Source organism: Streptomyces sp. Rer75 (genome assembly GCF_013414305.1).
Classification (GTDB): Bacteria; Actinomycetota; Actinomycetes; order Streptomycetales; family Streptomycetaceae; genus Streptomyces; species Streptomyces himastatinicus.
Genome location: NZ_CP058693.1, coordinates 977,543 through 995,728 on the forward strand (window position 1 = coordinate 977,543; position 18,186 = coordinate 995,728).

The following is an 18,186-nucleotide window of genomic DNA, read 5'->3' on the forward strand; positions in this document are numbered from 1 at the left end:
CTTGGGCCTTGACACGCGCGATCTCGGGGCGCTGGACGGATATGACACCGAGCCCGCGCGGTATCGCGCGGGCACGGGATTCGGGTCCGGCCGGGTCCTTGGCAGAATGGCCGGATATAGCACCAGAAGAGGGGGCCGCGGACGGCGCTCAGCAGGGGCGGCGCCAGGGGTCCAGGTCCAGCCGCTTCTGCATCGAGCTGAGGCGCAGCCGCTTCGCGGTCGGGCAGAAGTCCCCCGGCTTCAGGGCGTACTCGACGTGGAAGACCGCCTTCTTCCGCCGGATGAAGGGCGTGAGCTTGTCGCACTCGTCGTACTGGGCGCATTCCTCGTTGACCGCGAAATCGAAGTCCCGCACCAGCTGGGGGATCTGGTCGAGGTCGTTCTTCAGGCCGATGGCCAGTCCCCGCTCATGGGCCAGCCGCGCCATCGCGCGGTTGTAGGCGAGCTGGTGGGCGGCGGTGAGCGGGAAGCCGGTGCGGTTGCGGTAACCATCCGTCAGATCGGGCTCCACCGCGTCGAAGCCCTTGGCGCGGCACATGTCCATCCGCTCGGCCATGAGCGGGCGCAGGACGGAGAGCCGGCGGATGTCCAGCCAGCGTTCGCCCCGCCAGCCATTCCCCCGGCCCAGCAGGGACCGGGGGAAGGCGGCGCGATCGGGCCGGAAGTTCTCCCAGGCGCCGACGTTGATGTAGCAGATCACCTTGCGGCCCCGGGCGTGCAGCCGGGCGACGGTGCGGGCGGAGTTCTCGAAGCCGTCGATGTCGTAGACGGGTACGTCGACCGACTCGTCGATCCGGCCCGCCAGCTGCCACTGCCAGGCGGTGCCGGGCCGGGGCTGCCAGCGCGGGGGCCGGTCACCGCCGCGGTCCGCGGACCCGCCGCCCGAGCACCCGGTCAGGATCAGCAGCAGTGCGGCGATCAGCGCCGCCGTCACGCGCCGCGCCGTCAGCGCCGTCCGTACGGTCACCGGGATGCCTCCTCCAGCTCGTCGGGCGCGGACCGCCAGGGGTTGGCGCCCGCTCCGGGCACCGCGCAGTGCACGGCGGCGCCGCGCGCCCGGGCGGTGCGGCCCACCTGTCCGGCCCGCCCGCCGGGCACGTCGTACACCAGATGGCAGAAGCGTCCCGGCGGGTGGGCGGCGGTCCAGTCCGGCACCTCGGCCTGCCGGTAGGTGTCCCACCGGCCCTCGAAGGTGACCAGCAGGTCGGCCAGGGCGGCGTACCGCGGATCGGGGTGGGTGCCGGGGTTGAACACGACCGTACGGGCGCCCAGCACCCGGGACGCCAGCGCCAGCCGCCGGTAGCGGGGCAGCGTCGCGGCGTGCGCCGCGGTCCGGTCGAGGAACACGCCGTCCACGCCGTACCAGCGGCGATGCCGCCGGACGTCGGTGAGCACCGCGCCCACCCGGCGGCGGCCGTACGCGGTGTCGACGTACCCGAGCAGCGGGGCGCCCGCGGCGCGCAGCCGCGCGGCGGCCTCGGCGAACACCGGGTCGGGGCGGATGCCCGGCCCGTCCGCCCGGTTGAGGACGACCCCGTACAGCCGCCCGGCGGCCCGCTCCAGCACCCGCCAGGGGTGCGGATCGGCCGCCGGGTGGACGTACAGGGGTACGAGCAGACGGCGCTGATGGGCCGTCATCGGGCGGGCGTTTCGGCCGGGTCCTTGCTCGCCGCCCACAGACCGGTCAGCGACTCGGCGAAGGAGTACCGGGGCTGCCAGCCGAGCAGCCGCCCGGCGGCCCCGATGTCCGCTTGCTGCCAGCTGACGGCGGCCGAACGGGCCGAGCCGCCGCCGCTCTCCTCGATGCGGCCGCGGAAGCCGCTCTCCCTCACCAGCCCCTCGGCCACCTCCCGCACCGGGCGGGCCGTGCCGCCGCCGATGGTGAGGAGGCGCGGGGCCCGGCCGGGCGCGGTGGCGGCGAGACCGGCGGCCCGGGCGACGTCGCGGACGTCCACGAAGTCGCGGTGGGCGGACAGGTCCCCGACGCGGACGGTGGCGGCCGGCTCGTCGGCGTCGTCAGTGTCGTCGGCGTCGTTGGGGTCACGCCGCATCGCGAGCCGCAGCTCGGCGGCGAGCCGCCCGGGCAGGCTCGCGGCCGGGGAACCGGGGCCGAGCGGGTTGAACACCCTCAAGACCACGGCGTCCAGGCCCGAGTCGAGGACGGCGAGGGTACCGGCCAGCTTGGTCGCGCCGTACACGCCGAGCGGGCGTGCGGGCGCGTTCTCGCCGAGGGGGCGGCCGGGCTCGCCCGCCCCGTACTCGGCCGCCGAGCCGAGGTGGACGAGGCGGGCCGCGGGCGCGGCGGCGGCCAGCGCCTCGCACAGGACGGCCGGGCCGCGCGCGTTGGCCCCGGCGAGCGCGACCGCGCCGCCGCCGACCGCGCCCGCGCAGTTGATCACGGCGTCGGGGGCGAGGGTCCGCAGGGCGTCGGCCAGCTCGGCCGGGTCGGCGGTGGCCAGATCCACGGTCAGATCGGGGGCCGGATCGGCGGTCGGGCCGGGGGTCGGGCCGGGGGTCGGGCCGGGCCGCGGAGCGGTGTTGGGGGCGGGGGCGGCCGGGCGGGCGCCGACCAGCACCCGCACGCCGGACAGGGCGCGCAGATGCCGGACGGTGTGCCCGCCGAGGAAGCCGGTGGCGCCCAGTACGAGGATGCGCACGGGCCCGCTCACGCTCCCTTGATCAGCATGCCGCGGCGGGCGTCGAACTCGGCGTTGGCCCGGTCGTAGTCGTCGGGCCGTCCGATGTCCAGCCAGTAGCCGTCGAACTCGTACGCCTGCGGCGGGGTCCCGGCCTCCAGCAGGTCCAGCACCAGCTCGTCGAAGCCCAGCGGCAGGCCCGGGGTGTAGCGGGCGAGGGCGTCGCGGGAGACGCCGTAGACGCCCATGGAGACGCGGTAGTCCATGCTCGGCTTCTCGGCGAAGCCGACCACCCGGCCCTCGTCGGTGTTGAGGACGCCGAAGTCGATGTTCACCTGGCGAGCGTAGGTCGCGATCGTCAGCGGCGCCTCGGCTTCCTCATGTCTGCGCAGCACGTCGCCGAAGTCGAGGTCGGTGAGGACGTCGCCGTTCATCGCCAGGAAGTGCTCGGGCAGCCGGTCGAGCATGGTGAGCAGCGGGCCCATGGTGCCCAGCGGGCTGTCCTCGGTCGCGTATCCGACGCGCAGGCCCCACTGGGAGCCGTTGCCGACGTACGCCCGGATGATGTGGCCCAGGTGGCCGATGGCCAGCGTGCAGCTGGTGAAACCGGCCGCCGCGAGCTGGCGCATCACGATCTCCAGGATCGCGTGCTGCTCGCCGATCGGGACGAGCGGCTTGGGCAGCGCGGTGGTGTACGGGCGCAGCCGGACGCCTTTGCCGCCGGCCAGGATGACTGCGTGCATGGGGTGGGGTTCCTCTCCGGTACGAAGGGTGGCGGGGGTCAGACGTTGTAGATGTCGGTCTTGTAGCGGGCGAGGTTCGCCGGGTCGCGGAAGAAGGCGATGGTGTGCTCGAGGCCCTCTTCGAGGCTGTGGGCCGGGGCCCAGCCGGTCGCGGCGCGCAGCCGGGAGGCGTCGCAGACCAGCCGCATCACCTCGGAGTCGGCGGGGCGTACGCGCTGGGTGTCCTCGCGGACGTCGAGGTCGGTGTCCATCAGCTTGCCGACGAGGGTGACCAGGTCGCCGACGGAGATCTCCCCGCCGGTGCCCGCGTTGAAGGTGCGGCCGACCACGTCCGCGGCGGGCGCGGTGCCGACGGCGAGGAAGGCGGCCGCGGTGTCCTTGACGTACGTGAAGTCGCGGGTGGGGCGCAGGTCCCCGAGGGTGACGGTGCGCTCCCCGGCGGCCACCTGGCCGATCACGGTCGGGATGACGGCGCGCATGGACTGGCGCGGGCCGAAGGTGTTGAACGGCCGCAGGGTGACCACGGGGGTGCCGAAGCTCGCGTGGTAGCTGTCGGCCAGCCGGTCGCCGCCCGCCTTCGAAGCGGCGTACGGGGACTGGGTGTTGATGGGGTGGTCCTCGGTGATCGGGACGGTCTGCGCGGTGCCGTACGTCTCGCTGGTGGAGGTGTGGACCAGGCGCGGGATCTCCAGGTGGCGCACGGCCTCCAGCACGTTGAGGGTGCCGGTGACATTGGTGTCGACGTACGAGTGCGGGGCGCGGTACGAGTACGGGATCGCGATCAGCGCGGCGAGGTGGTAGACCGCCTCGGCGCCCTTGACCAGGCCGGTGACCGACCCGGGGTCACGGACGTCGCCGAGGACGACCTCGACCTCGGACAGCACGTCCTGGGGCAGGGTCTCCAGCCATCCGAAGTCGGAGAAGGAGTTGTACTGCACCATCGCGCGCACCCGGTGGCCGGTGGCGACCAGCGCCTCGACCAGGTGCGAGCCGATGAACCCCTCCGCGCCGGTGACGGCGACGGGGGTGGTGGCCGAGGTGGTGGCGGCCGGGCTCGGCGTGTTTTCGGACATGCGGGAACTCCACTTCTGTTGCGGGGTGTTGTGGTGGTGCTTCAGGAAGAGGTGAGAGGTGGCTCAGCGGTGGGTGGTGATCCGGCCGAGGAGTGCGGTGGCGAAGGCCAGCAGGACGGCCGACGCCGCGCCGCAGACCGCGAGTTGGACGACCGCCGGGGCGGAGATCTTCAGCGCGAGCGCGGCGGTTTCGGCCCCGGCCGCGGTCAGGCACACCGCGGCGGGGAACCAGGCGCTGCCGAACGCCTGGAGCAGCAGCCCGCTCCACAGCACCGCGCCGAGGGCCAGGACCGCGAGCAGCCGGGCGGCCCCCAGCGGTGGTGGCGCGGTGCCCGGGGACGCGGCGGGCCACAGTGCGTGGGTGGCGAACACGAGCGCGGTCAGGGCGGCGAGGTATCCGGTCAGGCAGAGCCCGAGCACCCGGGCGGCCCGCAGCCGCAGACCGGCCGAGCCGGTGCTGTGGGCGAGCGCGGCGAGCGCGAGCCCCCGGCAGCGGTGGAGCAGCCATTCGGCGGCGCCCATGCTGAGGGTCAGTGCGATCACCACGGCGCCGGCCAGCGCCGCCCCCGCCCCGTACCGCACCATGTCGCCGAGCGCGGCCACGGTGGTGAGCACGGCACACCCGAGCCCGAACAGCCCGTACGGCAGCGAGGCGGTCAGCGGCGGGACCGCGCCTGGAGCGGCCTCGGGATCGACGGCCCGTACGGTGACGCGGGCGGCCGCCGCCAGCACGGCACCGACCGTGGCGAGCAGCGCCGACACCCGCACCCAGGAGGGCAGTTCGACGGCGAGCGACAGTCCCGCGCCCACCGCCGTCGGCAGCAGCGCCAGCGGCAGCAGCCGTTCCCTGCCGAGGACGAGCAGTGCCGTGGCCGCCGCCAGATAGGCCGACTGTCCCGCCGCGAAGGCGAGCGCCGCACCGGGGGCGGGCAGCAGCAGCGCGGCCAGGCACGCGAGCAGCGCGCCCAGCGGGGCGCCGAGGCGCAGGCACCGCCCGGCCGCCGCGCGGCCGCCCGACGCCAGCCGGGTGTACGCACGGTGGGCGAGCGCCTGGTTCCAGGCCCAGCCGACCAGCGCGGAGGCGGTGAGCGCACCGCTTCCGGCGGGCAGCCCGAGGACGTCGGGCGGGCCGCTGAGGAACGGCGCGCCCAGCGCGTAGCCGAGCCCGGGCAGGGCGAACACCAGCCCGCGGAACACGAACCGTCCGGGGCGCGCGGCCCAGGGGTCGGTGCGCGGCGGCGGTCCGGGGTGACGGCGCGGTACGCGTGCGTACAGCTCGGCCGCCAGCTCGAAGGTGTCCCGGCGCCCGAAGCGCTCCTGCGCCTGGTCCCCGGTCAGCCCGTCGGCCTCCAGTACGGCCGCGATCTCGTCGGGGTGGACGGCTTCGGCGATCAACTCGCCCCGGTCGGCGATGAGTTCGTCGATCGGGTCGTCGGCCCAGCGAGGCCGACGACGGCGACCGCCGGACAGGCGCGGCGGCGGTACGGACGTGGCCGGGCCGGACGTGGCCGGGCCGGGCGGTACGAGCCGCAGCGGGCCGCTCATGCCGTACCTCCCGCGACCAGCGCCATCTCCGGAGCCGCGGTGGCGGTGGCCGGGGACGTGGCGTCCAGCTCGTGGTAGATCTCGCGGAAGGCGCTGATGGTCCGGCGCAGGGTGAACTGTTCGATCACCCGCAGCCGGGCCGCCTCCCCCATTCCGGCCCGCAGCGCGGGGTCGCCCAGCAGCGTGAGCGCCGCCCGCGCCATGCGCTCCGGGTCGCGCGGCGGGACGACGAGGCCGCTGTCGCCGACCGCCTCGCGCACACCGCCCACATCGGTCGACACGGTGGCGCGGCCGCAGGACATGGCCTCGATGAGGGTGAAGGGGAAGCCCTCGCTGATGCTGGAGAGCATGACCACGTTCCCCGCCGCGTAGGCGTCCCGGATGTCCTCCACCCGCCCCTCGAAGGTGACGGCGTCGGACACGCCCAGCTCCACGGCGAGCGACTGGCATCCGTCGCGGTAGCCCTCCGCGCCGCGCGGTGTGCCCCCGAAGAGGCGCAGCCGCGCGTCGGGCAGCTCCTTGCGCACGAGGGCGAAGGCGCGGATCAGCGTCTCCAGGTCCTTGATCGGGTCGACGCGGCCCGCCCAGCTCAGGGTGGGGACGCCGGGTTCGGGACCGGCGGGCGGGAAGGCGGCCGGGTCGACGCCGTTGTACACGGTGCGGATGCGGTCCGGCGGGGTGCCGCCGTGCTCCTCCCAGCGCCGGTTGTAGCGGTTGCCGGGGGTCACGAGCGCGGCACGCCGGTAGCTCTCGATCGCCAGCAGCCGGAAGAAGCCGAGCAGCAGCGACTTGACCGGCCAGCTGTACGGTTCGGCGCGGAAGCCGAGGTAGCGCTCGCGCAGATAGACGCCGTGCTCGGTGAGCAGGAAGGGAGTGCCGTACCGCTCCCGGGCCACCAGGCCCGGCAGCGCCGCGAGTCCGCCGCTCACCGCGTGGGCGACGCCCTCGGCCGGGGGCCGGGCGGCGAGCGGGCGCAGGGCGTGTTCCAGCAGGTCGGTCGCGGTCAGGGCGTCGTGCAGGGTGGGGCGGGCGGCGGCGGTGGGCAGATGCGGCCGGGTCCATATTCGGGCCAGGGCGCGGGCCGCGGACTCCGAGGCCATTGCCGCGGAGAGGGTGCCGCGTTGGGCGTACTCCGCGAGCCGGTACAGCTCCGGCGCGAAGGCGTGCTCCTGGGCCGGGTCGAGCAGGGCGAGCAGGAAGCGCTCGTACCCGGCCAGGAACGTCCGCATCGCCCGCCCGCGCGGGGCGCGCACCCGGACCGCCGGGGGCGGTCCCCACAGCGGCAGGCAGTCCACGCCGCGCACCTGGGCGGGCAGCTCCCAGGCGAGCGGTTCCCGTCCGGTGCCGGTCACCGCGATGACCCGGAAGTCGATGTCCGGCATGCCCCGCACGAGTTGGTCGCACCACACGCTGACCCCGCCGTGGCCGTGCGGGTAGGTGCCCTCGGTGAGCAGGGTCACCGAGACGGTGCCGGCCGTGGGCTCGGCAAGCGGTCCTCGCATGTCGGTTCGGTCTCTCCAGGACGGCGCCGTGCGGACGGCGGCGGACGAGGGCAGCGGTGAACGCCGCGGTGAAGGAGGGGGTGGGGACTCAGCCGCGGCTGGTGTCGCCGGGCCCGTACGGCACCGGGTCGCGCACCCCGGCCGGGACGGGCAGCCGGTCGGCGGGCGCCGCGGCGCGCAGGGCGGGGGCCGCGGCGGAGGGGTCGTCCGGGACCGCGTCGCCGGGGAGGGTGAAGGTGATCCGGCCGAGGGTGGGCGTGGCCCAGCCCGAGCGCAGCCCGGCGTAGGCGCCGCCGAAGGCGGTGGCGTTGCCGGTCTGGGTCTGCTGGGTGCCGGCGGGCAGGGTGGCCGGGGCCTGGGTGCCGCCGCGCGCGGTGACGGTGATGGTGTCGCCGATGCGGTACGCGGTGACGCGCCCGGCGGCCAGGGCGTTGTCCCAGGCGCCGCGCTTGTGCAGCTCCTCGCCGACGTCCTTCATCCGCAGGTTGACGAGCGGGGTGTTGTCGGCGAAGAGGCCCTCGTAGGCGCCGAGGGTCTTCTCCAGCACCGGGTAGACGATCCGCTCCTCGGCCAGGTTCGACTGGTGGACGTAGTGCGGCCGCGGGTCGTTGGCCAGCACATGGCCGAGCGCGATCTTGGACTCCAGCGGCACGATGTACGAGGCGTAGCCGGTGGCGGTGTCCAGCGGGGCGTCCAGGCAGGTGGTGGCCGAGGAGGTCTCGCACACCCCGCTGCCCCCGTCGGCCTTCTTCGCGTAGATCCAGTTGTACTCGTCGGCCTGCTCGGCGGCGCGCCCGGCGTTGTAGAAGATGTTCATGGGGTGGCGCGGCACGGTGGTGGCGGGGCCGAGGGTGCGCTGGTCCCGCTCCCGGGAGGCGTCGCTGCCGAGCGAGGTGACACCGGTGAGGGTGAGGGCGGTCGACAGGTTGGGGTTGTCGTTCGGCTGCTGCGGCAGGGTCTTGAGGCCCGAGTGCTCGCCGGTGACCAGTTCGGTCTTGTCGACGGCGAGGTTCTGGCGGCCCGCCCAGGTGAGGTTGTCGCTGATCTGCCCGGTGATGTCGGTCAGCCCGACATAGCGGGTGGTGCCGAGGAGGGTGGTGGCGCACGTCCAGGGGACGACGGTGGTGTCCTGCACACAGCCCAGGAAGGGGTGGTTGTAGGTGTGGTTGATCCAGCGGAAGGAGCCCTGGTCGGTGACGAGTTGCTGGGCGAGCGGGTCGCTGCCGCCGTTCTCGTCCTTGTAGGCCTCGCTGCCGCCGCCGTTGAAGGCGAGGTCCAGGGTGAGGCCGTGGGCGGTGGACCACTCCTTGGCGTAACTCGCGTCGGCCGCGGTCATCCGGATGGGGTCGTTCTCGACGCCGTTGCCCGCGGTGCCGCAGTCGATGTCGCCGGGGGTGCAGTTGAGTTCGGTGTCCCAGCGGTCGTCGGCGGCGAACACGTCGTCCACGTGGACGGCGAGGTAGTTGCGGTCGGCGCCCAGGTGGATGCCCTGGGTCAGCCACTCGACGATGCCGCGGGCCATCAGCCGGAACTGGCTCTGGTACTGGTTGTAGACGAAGGTGACGACCAGTTCGCGACGCCCGTCGTGGGCGTACTCGCCGACCAGCGAGCCCCGCGCCGAGCTGCCGGGGATGGGCGCGTCCACATAGCTGGTGTAGGTGGCGCCCTCGGCCTGCCGCTCCAGCGGGACGGCCAGATAGCCATAACTTTCGGTCACGCCCGGGTCGTTGTCCTCGAACGGAACGGCGCCGTCGAGGTAGCCGAACGGACCCGCCGCGCCGGACGGGGTGACCTTCGCGGTACGGCCGTCGAGCGATCCGGCGTACCCGGGGTTCTGCGGGGGGTTGAGGCCGACGGCCGGGCGGGCGTAGGTGTACGCGTCGACCTGGCGGATGCCGAACTTCTTCTCGTACGCGGTGAGCGCGGCCATCTCCGCCGAACCGTCCCCGAACGGATTGTCGTTGGGGACCACGACCGCCTGGTACTTGGCGCGCGGCCGTCCGTCGACGGTGTCGCTGAGGAACGCGGCGTCGATGCGCGACCGCCCGGAGGCGGTCAGGTCGACCGTGGTGTACGGGGTGCCGGAGCCGTCGAGTTCGGCGGTGATGGCGGCGGTCGCGGGACCGTGGTCGTCCAGGACCAGGACCCGCAGGTCGATTCTCGGCGTCACGGCGGCGCTCGCGGTGAGCGCCGGAGCGAATGCCGTCAGCAGGACCGCAGCGGCGCATGCCGCGGCAGGCCGGGTCATCCGACCCATGGTGAACTCCCCCCAGGGGCAGCCGCGCAGGGCGCGTGGCGCCGACCGGTGAATGACGCGCGTCGGCACACCGATGGCGGTGTGCCGAGGCGAATGAGCGATGAATGATCCTCAGAAACGCGGCTTCACGCGGCCGGGGCTCCCCTCCCCGACGGCTGATGTCCCTCCCCCTGTCGCCGGCTCACGAACAGCGTCGTCCGGACCGGCTGCGCGGCCGAAGCCGAGACCGCGCAGTCCATATAGTGCGCCATCCCGGCGTAGATCGAATCCACGAACGCCGCACAACGCGCCGTCGGCGCCCCCGCGGTGACTGGTTTTCATCGCTCCGGAACGCAGCCTCCCGACCACTGCTTCACACATGTGGAGGAGCCGTGAGGATCGGACACCCTTGTGCCGACTGATCGGTTTTTCAGCCTTGGCCAAAGCCTTCGAATGTCTGTTCCTGCTGCACAGCGGGGGTATCACCCCTCGTGGGCCGCGCCGAAATCGGCTGAATGACGGCCGTCCGAATTGTTCCGCAATGAAACGAATAGGCGGCGGCGCTCAGTCCACACTCTGGAGAATGTGCGGCTCGGCCAGGTCGTCCTCGTAACCGGCGAGGCGGATCGGGGCGGAGCGTGCCCACACCTCCAGACTGCCCACCTCAGGCGGCTCCGCCCGCCGCCCGCCGTACTCCGCGTGTGACTCGTCGCTCGTGGTCTGCTCGGGGGTCACCGCACACTCCTTCGTGGTCGGCTGAACCGGATCTGTCGTCAGGTTAACGAGCGCTTGAAGGCTCCGCCCGTCGATTCCCGAGGACTGGACAAGGAACGAACACCCCGGCCGAATGCTCCGCGCCAAGTGGCCGCAGGCCCCCATCCATGGTGAGCTGGGACGGGAGGGGGTGGGGCATATGTCCGCCGAACGGGTGAGGCCCGGCCCACCGGGTGCCCGGCCCGCGACCCTGCTGCTCACGGCGCTCATCGCGCTCGCCCTGCTGGGCGGCTGCCAGGGCCAGGACGGCGGCCGGGCCCGGCCCACCGAGCACCCCCGGCCCACCGAGCACGCCCGGTCCCCCGTCACCGGGCAGTTCCCCTTCACCGGCGTGTCCGCGAAGCCCGCGCCCGTGCTCGCCGTGAAGATCGACAACGCGAGCCAGGCCCGCCCCCAGACCGGCCTCGGCGCGGCCGACATCGTCTACGTCGAGCAGGTGGAGGGCGGGCTGAGCCGCATGCTCGCGGTCTTCTCCAGCCGACTGCCCGCCGAGGTGGGACCGGTGCGCAGCGCCCGCGAGAGCGACCTCGATCTGCTGCACCAGTTCGGGCGCCCGGCGCTCGCGTACTCGGGCGTCCAGTCCCGGCTGCGGTCCACCGTGGAGGCCGCGCCGCTGTATCCGCTGCCGCCCGCCACGGCGCCCCGCGCCTATGTCCGCGGTACGGAACACCCCGCGCCGCACAACCTGTATGTGCGCCCCGAGGCCGCGCTGCGCCTCGCCCCGCACGCCTCGGACGCCTCGGACATCGGCTTCCGCTTCGGCGCCGCGCCACCGGGCGGAGAGCCCAGGAAGGGGCAGACGGTGCGCTATCCGTCCGCGGGGTTCACCTTCACCTGGTCCGCCGCGGCCAAGCGGTGGCTGGTGGCGATGGACGGCACCCCGGCCCGCACCACGGACGGCGGACGGCTGGGCGCCGCCACGGTGGTGGTGCAGCACACGACGGTCCGCCCGTCGCGTTTCCACGATGTGCTCGGCAGCGTCACCCCCTTCACCGAGACGGTCGGGTCGGGCGGCGCGCTGGTGCTGCGCGACGGCAAGGCGTACGAGTCCCGCTGGTCCCGGCCGGGCGCGGGGGGCGGCACCGCCTTCACCACCGCGGACGGCGACCGGATGACGTTCGCGCCGGGCCCGGTGTGGGTGGTGTTCACGGCCCGGTGAATCCGGCCGTCCCACCCTCCGGACACGCTCACCGTGCGGACACGCTCACCGTGAAGACAGCGCCGGGGCCTCGGAGAACGCCCGGGCGACATGTCCGTCGGGCCGCACCAGCACGGTCCGCACATCCTCCCAGCCCTGATGCGCGGTGGCCGGGCGGGCGGAGACCGTCCGGACCCGGTCCGCTCCCCCGGCGGTCCGCTCGGCGATGCCCATGGCGGTGGCATATGCGCCACCACCGGGTCCGTCCGCGCCGCCCCCGGTCAGGTCCAGCAGGACGAACCGCCCGTCGGACAGCAGCGGATACAGGCTCGACTCGGCCGCCCCCTCCAGGCCGAGGTCGGGGGCGCGGGTGCCCTCCAGCGGGGAGGCGTCGGCGCCGGGCGGGGGCTCGTAGGCCACGTCCAGCGCCGAAATCTGCTCGGCGAGCTGCCGGTTGACCGCCGGATGCCCGGCGAGGAGGCCGCTGAGGACGGCGCGCAGCGCGTGGGTGTCCGCCGTGTGCACAGCCCCGAGCGCGGTCTGCGCCCGGGTGTTCTCCAGCAGTGCGGCCCCGACCGGATGACGCTCGGCGTGATAGCTGTCGAGCAGCCCGCCGGGCGCCCTGCCCTGGCATTCCGCGGCCAGTTTCCAGCCGAGGTTGAAGGCGTCCTGGAGCCCGACGTTCAGCCCCTGACCGCCCATCGGCATGTGCATGTGCGCCGCGTCCCCCGCGAGCAGGATCCGGCCCTCGCGGTAACGGGCGGCCTGCCGGGCGGCGTTGCCGAAGCGGGACAGCCAGCGTGGCGCGCGCATCCCGAAGTCCGTGCCCGCGATGTCGCGCACGACCGTGCGCAACTCGTCGAGGGTGAACGGCTCGGAGGCGGGTGTGGAGGCGGACCGGACGGAGGAGCCCGCGAAGCGGTAGCAGCCCTCGCCCAGCGGGACGATCAGGACGCCCCCGCGCTCATTGGCCACCGACGGGACGGAGGGCAGCTCGTCCAGCAGCACATCGCCGAGGAAGCCGGTCGTGGTGGTCGGGGTGCCGGGGAAGTCGATGCCGCTCGAGGTCCGCACGGTGCTTCCGGCCCCGTCACAGCCCACCACCCATGCCGCGCGCAGCGTGTGGCGGCCGTCCGGCCCCTCCACCTCCACCTCGGCGCCTGCCGCGTCCTGCCGCACCTCCAGCGCCCGGTGCCGCCGCCGGATCTCCCCGCCCAGCGCGCGCAGCCGCTCCTCCAGCAGCTGTTCGGTACGGAGTTGGGGCAGCACCAGCGTGTAGGGGAAGCGGGTGTCCAGTACGGAGAAGTCCAGCCGCGCCGGCAGCCCGGCGTAGTGCCCGGTGGGCAGCGGGGTGCCCGCCCGGACGAAGTGCTCGGCGATACCGCGCATCGCCAGCACCTCCAGGGTGCGCGGATGGAGCGTCAGCGCCTTGGAGTGCGGGCTGCGCTCGGCGGCGCGCTCGATGACGGTGACGGGCACGCCCGCCAGCCGCAGTTCGGCGGCGAGCAGCAGCCCGACGGGTCCGGCCCCCACCACGACGACATCGTTCGGCACAGTGTCCCCTCCACGATTCTCTTGATCCTGGATCAACGCACTGCCCCAGTAGACTTGATCCAGGATCAAGAGGCAAGCGGAGGGAGACGGCGGGTATGGCCCTGGACCGCACGGCCGTGGTGACGGCGGCGCTGGAACTGCTCGACGAGGCGGGGCTCGACAAGCTCACGATGCGCAAGGTGGCCGAGCGGCTGGGCGTCCAGCTCAACACCGTGTACTGGCACGCCTCCTGCAAGCCTCGGCTGCTGGAGCTGATGGCCGAGGCGATGCTCGCCGGCTGCGCGGACCCCCCGCTCCCCGAGCCCTGGGACGAACGGGCGCGCACCCTGGCCCACCGCTATCGCTCGGCGCTGCTCTCCCGGCGCGACGGCGCCCGGGTCATGGCCGGGACGCATGTCGCCGAGGATCACACCCTGCGCTTCGCCGACACCCTGATCGGCGCGTTCCTCGACGGCGGCCACACCCCCGCGGAGGCGGGCTGGCGAACCTGGTCGCTGGTCTACTTCACCCTCGGCCTCACCCAGGAGGAACAGGCCGCCGGGGCGCCCGACGGCATGGACCGGCTGCTGCGCGCGGCCACCGCCGACCGCTATCCCGCGCTCGCCGCGGCCGTCGGACACTTCGGCGACTTCGAGGACCGCTTCCGCCATGGCCTCGGCCTCCTCGTCAACGGACGCGAGACCGAGGGGTAGCCGCGCCCCGTCGAGGACAGGAGATCCGAGGTATTGCCGCTCCGACGGGGCCACCGTGGCATTTCGGCGCACCACCCTGGGCTGCCCATCCGATGTTTATCGTGCGCGAGGGCTTCCGGTTCCTCCGGAAGGGCTGCATCATGCCCAGTGGTTCAGCCCGAGGAACTGGAGGCACGTACGTGACCGCACCCACCAGAAGAACCGTCGTCGGTGGCGCCATGGCCGCCGGAACCATCGGGCTCACCGCGCCGGTCACGGTCGCCCACGCGGCCTCCGGCGCGGCCCCGGACACCGCCCGGCAGACGTCATCCGACGCCGACCCCTGGACCACCGTCCTCGACGACGCCGACATGGTGTGGCAGAAGATGCCCACGACCTGGTACGAGGGTCCGTACCTCGGCAACGCCCGCCTGGGCTCCGGAATCTACGCCGACCCCGACACTCCGGGGGCCGTCCGCTTCAACATCCAGCACACCGAGGTGCAGGACCACCGCCCCGAGTTCGGCTCCCTCTTCGGGCTCGCCCGGCTTCCGATCGGCCACTTCACCCTGGAGCCGGCCGGCACGATCAAGGCCGTCGACTGGCGGCTGCGCCTGCGCGACGCCGAGCTGACCGGCACGATCACCACCGACCGGGGCACGCTGACCCTGCGCGCGCTGGTGCACAACTCCCGCTCGGTCATGGCCGTCGAGGTCACCCCCACCCCCGGCGAGACGGGGTTCCGCTGGGTGTTCCACCCGGCCGAGGCCATCAGCCCGCGCGTCGCGTTCAAGCCCGTCCCCGACGGCTACACCGGCAATCCCCCGGCCACCGTCGAGGACCACCACGGCATGCGGGCCGCCGTACAGCCGCTGCTCGCGGGCGGGCAGCACGTGACGGCCTGGCGCGAGCGCACCCGCTCCCGGCGCCGCACCCTCTATGTCACCGTCGCCCACTCCCACCCCCGCACCACCGCCCGCGACCGCGCGCTGAAGGCCGTCCGGGCCGCGTCGGCGCTGCCGTACGGCGCGCTGGCGGCCACCCACCGCACCTGGTGGCACGCGTACTACCGCAAGAGCTTCCTCTCCCTCCCCGACGCCCGCCTCCAGCGCTTCTACTGGATCCAGCTCTACAAGGTGGCCTCGGCGGCCCGCGCCGACGCGCCCGTGATGGCCACCTGCGGGCCGTGGCTGGAGCCCACCCCGTGGCCCGCCACCTGGTGGAACCTCAATGTGCAGCTGGAGTACTGGCTGATCCACGGCTCCAACCACCTGGAGCTGGACGCGGTGACCCGCGCCCTCGGCGAGTTCCGGGAGAACCTGTCCAACCAGCTCCACGCCCCGTACCGCAAGGACTCGGCGGGCATCCCGCGCACCACCGACATGCGGCTGGTCAACGGCGCCTCGGTGACGAACGGCGGCTTCGCCGTCGGCATACCCGGCCAGGATCCGCCCACCCCCGAGGTCGGCAACCTCACCTGGGCGCTGCACAACGTGTGGCTCAGCTACCGCCACACCATGGACACCGCGATCCTGCGGGACGTGGTCTTCCCCCTGCTGCGCAAGGCCGTCGCGTACTACCTCCACTTCCTCACCCCCGGCAGCGACGGCAAGCTGCATCTGCCCGCCACCTTCTCGCCCGAGTACGGGGTGAACGCCCCGGACTGCAACTACGACCTGATGCTGCTGCGCTGGGGCTGTGCCACGCTCCTCGACTCGGCGAAGATCCTCGGCGTCGACGATCCGTCGGCACCGCGCTGGCGGGAGGTGCTCACGAAGCTCACCCCGTATCCGGTCGACGAGAACGGCTTCATGATCGGCGCGGGCGTTCCGTTCGCCAAGTCGCACCGCCACTACTCCCATATGCTCGCCGTCTATCCCCTGTACGAGGTGACCTGGGAGGACCCGGACCAGCGCGAGCTGATCGAGACGTCGCTCAACCACTGGGTCGGCTTCGAGGGCGCACTCCAGGGCTACACCTTCACCGGCGCCGCCTCGATGTCCGCGCAGATGGGGCGCGGCGAGGACGCGCTGAAGTACCTGGGCGAGCTGATGACCCGCTTCATCCAGCCGAACACCCTGTACAAGGAGTCGGGCCCGGTCATCGAGACCCCGCTGTCGGCCGCCCAGTCGCTGCACGACATGGTGTGCCAGAGCTGGGGCGGGGTGATCCGGGTGTTCCCCGCGCTGCCCGCCGCCTGGCGCGAACTCATGGTGCACGACTTCCGCACCCAGGGCGCGTTCCTGCTGAGCGCGGCGCGCGAGGGCGGGGTGACCCGCTGGGTGCGGCTGCGCAGCGAGGCGGGCGCGCCCTGCGTCGTACGGCATTCCCTGCCCGGCAGCATCGAGGTGCACGACGAGCGCGGGCGGCGGCTGCCGTACGAGCACGTCGGCGCCGGGACGATCCGCATCGCGCTGGGCAGGCGGCACGAGGCCGTGATCACGGCGCGCGGCGATCACCCGGACATGACGGTCAGGCCGGTCGAGCCGAACGAGGCGGCGCCGCGCTGGGGACTCCCCGCGTCCTGACGCCACGTCACGTAGCCCGGGGGCGGGACCGTACGCACGTACGGCCCCGCCCCCGCACCGCGCGGAACCGAGAGGGCATGGATCACACCGCGTGCCGGTGAGGCGTGCCCTGGCCATTCCGGGTTACCCATGAGGCATGGGACCGATCAGTGACATCGACCGGCAGCTGTTCGCGCGGGTCGCGGCCAGCCGGCTGCGCGGCGCTCATCCCCTGCTGCCCCGGCTGAGCCGGGCCGCCGACCACGGCAAGCTGTGGTTCGGCACGGCCGCCGTGCTCGCGACGGCGGGCGGGCGCACCGCGCGGCGGGCGGCGCTGCGGGGCGTCGGCTCGCTCGCGGCCGCCTCGCTGGCGTCGAACCTGGTGGTGAAGTGGACCGTGGAGCGCCGCCGCCCGGTGATGGACGCCGTGCCGCTGGTCCGGCGGCTGCGCCGGCAGCCGTGGACCAGCTCCTTCCCCTCCGGGCACTCCGCCTCCGCGGCCGCCTTCGCGACCGGGGTCGCCATCGAGTCGTCCCGGTACGGCACGCTGGTCGCCCCGCTCGCCGCCGCTGTCGCCGCCTCCCGGGTCTATGTGGGCGTCCACTACCCGAGCGATGTGGTGGCCGGGGTCGCCCTGGGGGCCGGGGCCGCCGCGCTCACCTGCCGCTGGTGGCCGCCGCGCCCGGAGGCCCCGGCGCAGGCCCGGCCGCGGGTCTCGGCACCCGCCATGCCCAAGGGCGAGGGGCTGGTCGTGGTCGTCAACCACGGTGCGGGCAACGGCGCGGCCGCGGGCGGGTTCACCGACGCCGAGCAGCTGGAGCTGCTGCTGCCCGCGGCCGAGATCCTGGACTGCGGGCCCGACGACGACTTCATCGCGCTGCTCGGCCAGGCCGCCCGCCGGGCCGCCGAGCGGGCCGGGGCGCTGGGGATCTGCGGCGGGGACGGCAGCGTCAACGCGGCGGCCGCGCTCGCCGCCGAGCGGGGGCTGCCGCTCGCCGTCTTCCCCGGCGGCACCCTCGACCACTTCGCGCTGGACATCGGCGTGCCGAACTTCGAGGACACCGCGCACGCGGTGACCGAGGGCGACGCGGTCGCCGTGGACCTCGCCCGGGCCACCCCGCTCACCGGAGGAGCCGAACGGGCCGAACGGGCCGAAGGCGAGGGCACCAGCCACTTCGTCAACACCTTCAGCCTCGGCTTCTACCCCGAGCTGGTGCGGATCCGCGAAAGCCTGGAGGGCCGGTTGGGCAAGTGGCCCGCGGCCGCCGTCGCGCTCGGCCGGGTGCTGCGCACGGCCACCCCCATGGAGATCGAGGTCAACGGGCACCCGCGGCGGCTGTGGGTGCTGTTCGTCGGCAACGGCGGCTACTCCCCCGAGGGGTTCGCGCCCGCGTACCGCCAGCAGCTGGACGACGGGCTGCTCGATGTCCGGGCCATCGACGGAGACCAGCCGCTGGCCCGCACCCGGCTGCTGTTCTCGGCGCTCACCGGCACGCTCGGGCGCTCGCGCGTCTATACGACCCGCCGGATGCGGCAACTGCGGCTGACCGGTCTGCACGCCCTGGACACCCGCGCCTACGACGGCGAGGTCGCGGCGGAGCCCGCGGAGGCGCTGCTGATCGACAAGCGGCCCGCCGCGCTCACGGTCTACCGGCCCGCACAGCCGCAGAACGAACTGCTCCAGCGGGCCCGCACAGCCGCCGCCAAGGCGAAATGGTGGCGCGCAGTACTACGCAAGTAGTAGGAGGAAGTCTGTGCTCAAGGACGACGACGGAGCGGGGTCCGACCCTCAAGGATGAGGGCATGG

General features: G+C 73.7%; 14 protein-coding genes. 4 read left to right on the forward strand and 10 right to left on the reverse strand.

Annotated features, from left to right (window positions below; translation table 11 throughout):
• Nucleotides 1–148 precede the first annotated feature (148 nt).
• The 9 genes from HYQ63_RS03435 to HYQ63_RS03475 all read right to left on the reverse strand — a co-directional run bounded on the left by HYQ63_RS03435 (nt 149) and on the right by HYQ63_RS03475 (nt 10,470).
• Entirely contained in the window at nt 149–967 is an 819-nt protein-coding gene (locus HYQ63_RS03435; protein ID WP_179932444.1) for an endo alpha-1,4 polygalactosaminidase, read from the reverse strand.
• Nucleotides 964–1,638: a spherulation-specific family 4 protein gene (locus HYQ63_RS03440; protein WP_179932445.1), complete on the reverse strand. Its 675-nt coding sequence runs from the start codon at nt 1,636–1,638 to the stop codon at nt 964–966. Before HYQ63_RS03440 ends, HYQ63_RS03435 begins: the two co-directional genes overlap by 4 nt.
• Nucleotides 1,635–2,657 carry an NAD(P)-dependent oxidoreductase gene (locus HYQ63_RS03445; protein WP_179939705.1) on the reverse strand — a complete coding sequence of 341 codons (1,023 nt, stop codon included), beginning with the start codon at nt 2,655–2,657 and terminating at the stop codon, nt 1,635–1,637. Before HYQ63_RS03445 ends, HYQ63_RS03440 begins: the two co-directional genes overlap by 4 nt.
• A gap of 8 nt (nt 2,658–2,665) precedes the next feature.
• Nucleotides 2,666–3,379, reverse strand: a complete 714-nt coding sequence (locus tag HYQ63_RS03450) for a sugar phosphate nucleotidyltransferase (RefSeq protein ID WP_179932446.1) — start codon at nt 3,377–3,379, stop codon at nt 2,666–2,668.
• 38 nt (nt 3,380–3,417) lie between these two features.
• Nucleotides 3,418–4,452, reverse strand: coding sequence for a GDP-mannose 4,6-dehydratase (locus HYQ63_RS03455; RefSeq protein ID WP_179932447.1), 1,035 nt, complete (start codon nt 4,450–4,452; stop codon nt 3,418–3,420).
• A gap of 63 nt (nt 4,453–4,515) precedes the next feature.
• The gene (locus HYQ63_RS03460; protein ID WP_179932448.1) at nt 4,516–5,997 is read right to left on the reverse strand and encodes a hypothetical protein; all 1,482 of its coding nucleotides are present in this window, start codon (nt 5,995–5,997) and stop codon (nt 4,516–4,518) included.
• Nucleotides 5,994–7,499, reverse strand: a complete 1,506-nt coding sequence (gene pelF, locus HYQ63_RS03465; RefSeq protein WP_179932449.1) for a GT4 family glycosyltransferase PelF — start codon at nt 7,497–7,499, stop codon at nt 5,994–5,996. The genes HYQ63_RS03460 and pelF overlap by 4 nt, the downstream gene beginning before the upstream one ends.
• Before the next feature lie 88 nt (nt 7,500–7,587).
• Nucleotides 7,588–9,756: a hypothetical protein gene (locus tag HYQ63_RS03470; protein WP_179932450.1), complete on the reverse strand. Its 2,169-nt coding sequence runs from the start codon at nt 9,754–9,756 to the stop codon at nt 7,588–7,590.
• Nucleotides 9,757–10,299: 543 nt separating this feature from the next.
• Entirely contained in the window at nt 10,300–10,470 is a 171-nt protein-coding gene (locus HYQ63_RS03475; protein ID WP_179932451.1) for a hypothetical protein, read from the reverse strand.
• Nucleotides 10,471–10,648: 178 nt separating this feature from the next.
• On the opposite strand from HYQ63_RS03475, the gene HYQ63_RS03480 reads away from it, so the two are divergent.
• Nucleotides 10,649–11,668, forward strand: a complete 1,020-nt coding sequence (locus tag HYQ63_RS03480; protein WP_179932452.1) for a DUF3048 domain-containing protein — start codon at nt 10,649–10,651, stop codon at nt 11,666–11,668.
• A 45-nt stretch (nt 11,669–11,713) separates the two neighbouring features.
• Here HYQ63_RS03480 and HYQ63_RS03485 read toward each other — a convergent pair whose 3' ends face one another.
• Nucleotides 11,714–13,201 carry an FAD-dependent monooxygenase gene (locus tag HYQ63_RS03485; protein ID WP_179932453.1) on the reverse strand — a complete coding sequence of 496 codons (1,488 nt, stop codon included), beginning with the start codon at nt 13,199–13,201 and terminating at the stop codon, nt 11,714–11,716.
• 95 nt (nt 13,202–13,296) lie between these two features.
• Between HYQ63_RS03485 and HYQ63_RS03490 the strand changes: the two genes are divergently transcribed.
• The 3 genes from HYQ63_RS03490 to HYQ63_RS03500 all read left to right on the forward strand — a co-directional run bounded on the left by HYQ63_RS03490 (nt 13,297) and on the right by HYQ63_RS03500 (nt 18,120).
• A complete protein-coding gene (locus HYQ63_RS03490; RefSeq protein WP_179932454.1) occupies nt 13,297–13,893 on the forward strand; it encodes a TetR/AcrR family transcriptional regulator C-terminal domain-containing protein in 597 nt (198 codons plus the stop codon).
• Nucleotides 13,894–14,033: 140 nt separating this feature from the next.
• Nucleotides 14,034–16,400: a glycoside hydrolase family 95-like protein gene (locus HYQ63_RS03495; RefSeq protein ID WP_179932455.1), complete on the forward strand. Its 2,367-nt coding sequence runs from the start codon at nt 14,034–14,036 to the stop codon at nt 16,398–16,400.
• A gap of 136 nt (nt 16,401–16,536) precedes the next feature.
• Nucleotides 16,537–18,120: a bifunctional phosphatase PAP2/diacylglycerol kinase family protein gene (locus HYQ63_RS03500; RefSeq protein ID WP_179932456.1), complete on the forward strand. Its 1,584-nt coding sequence runs from the start codon at nt 16,537–16,539 to the stop codon at nt 18,118–18,120.
• Nucleotides 18,121–18,186: the final 66 nt, after the last annotated feature.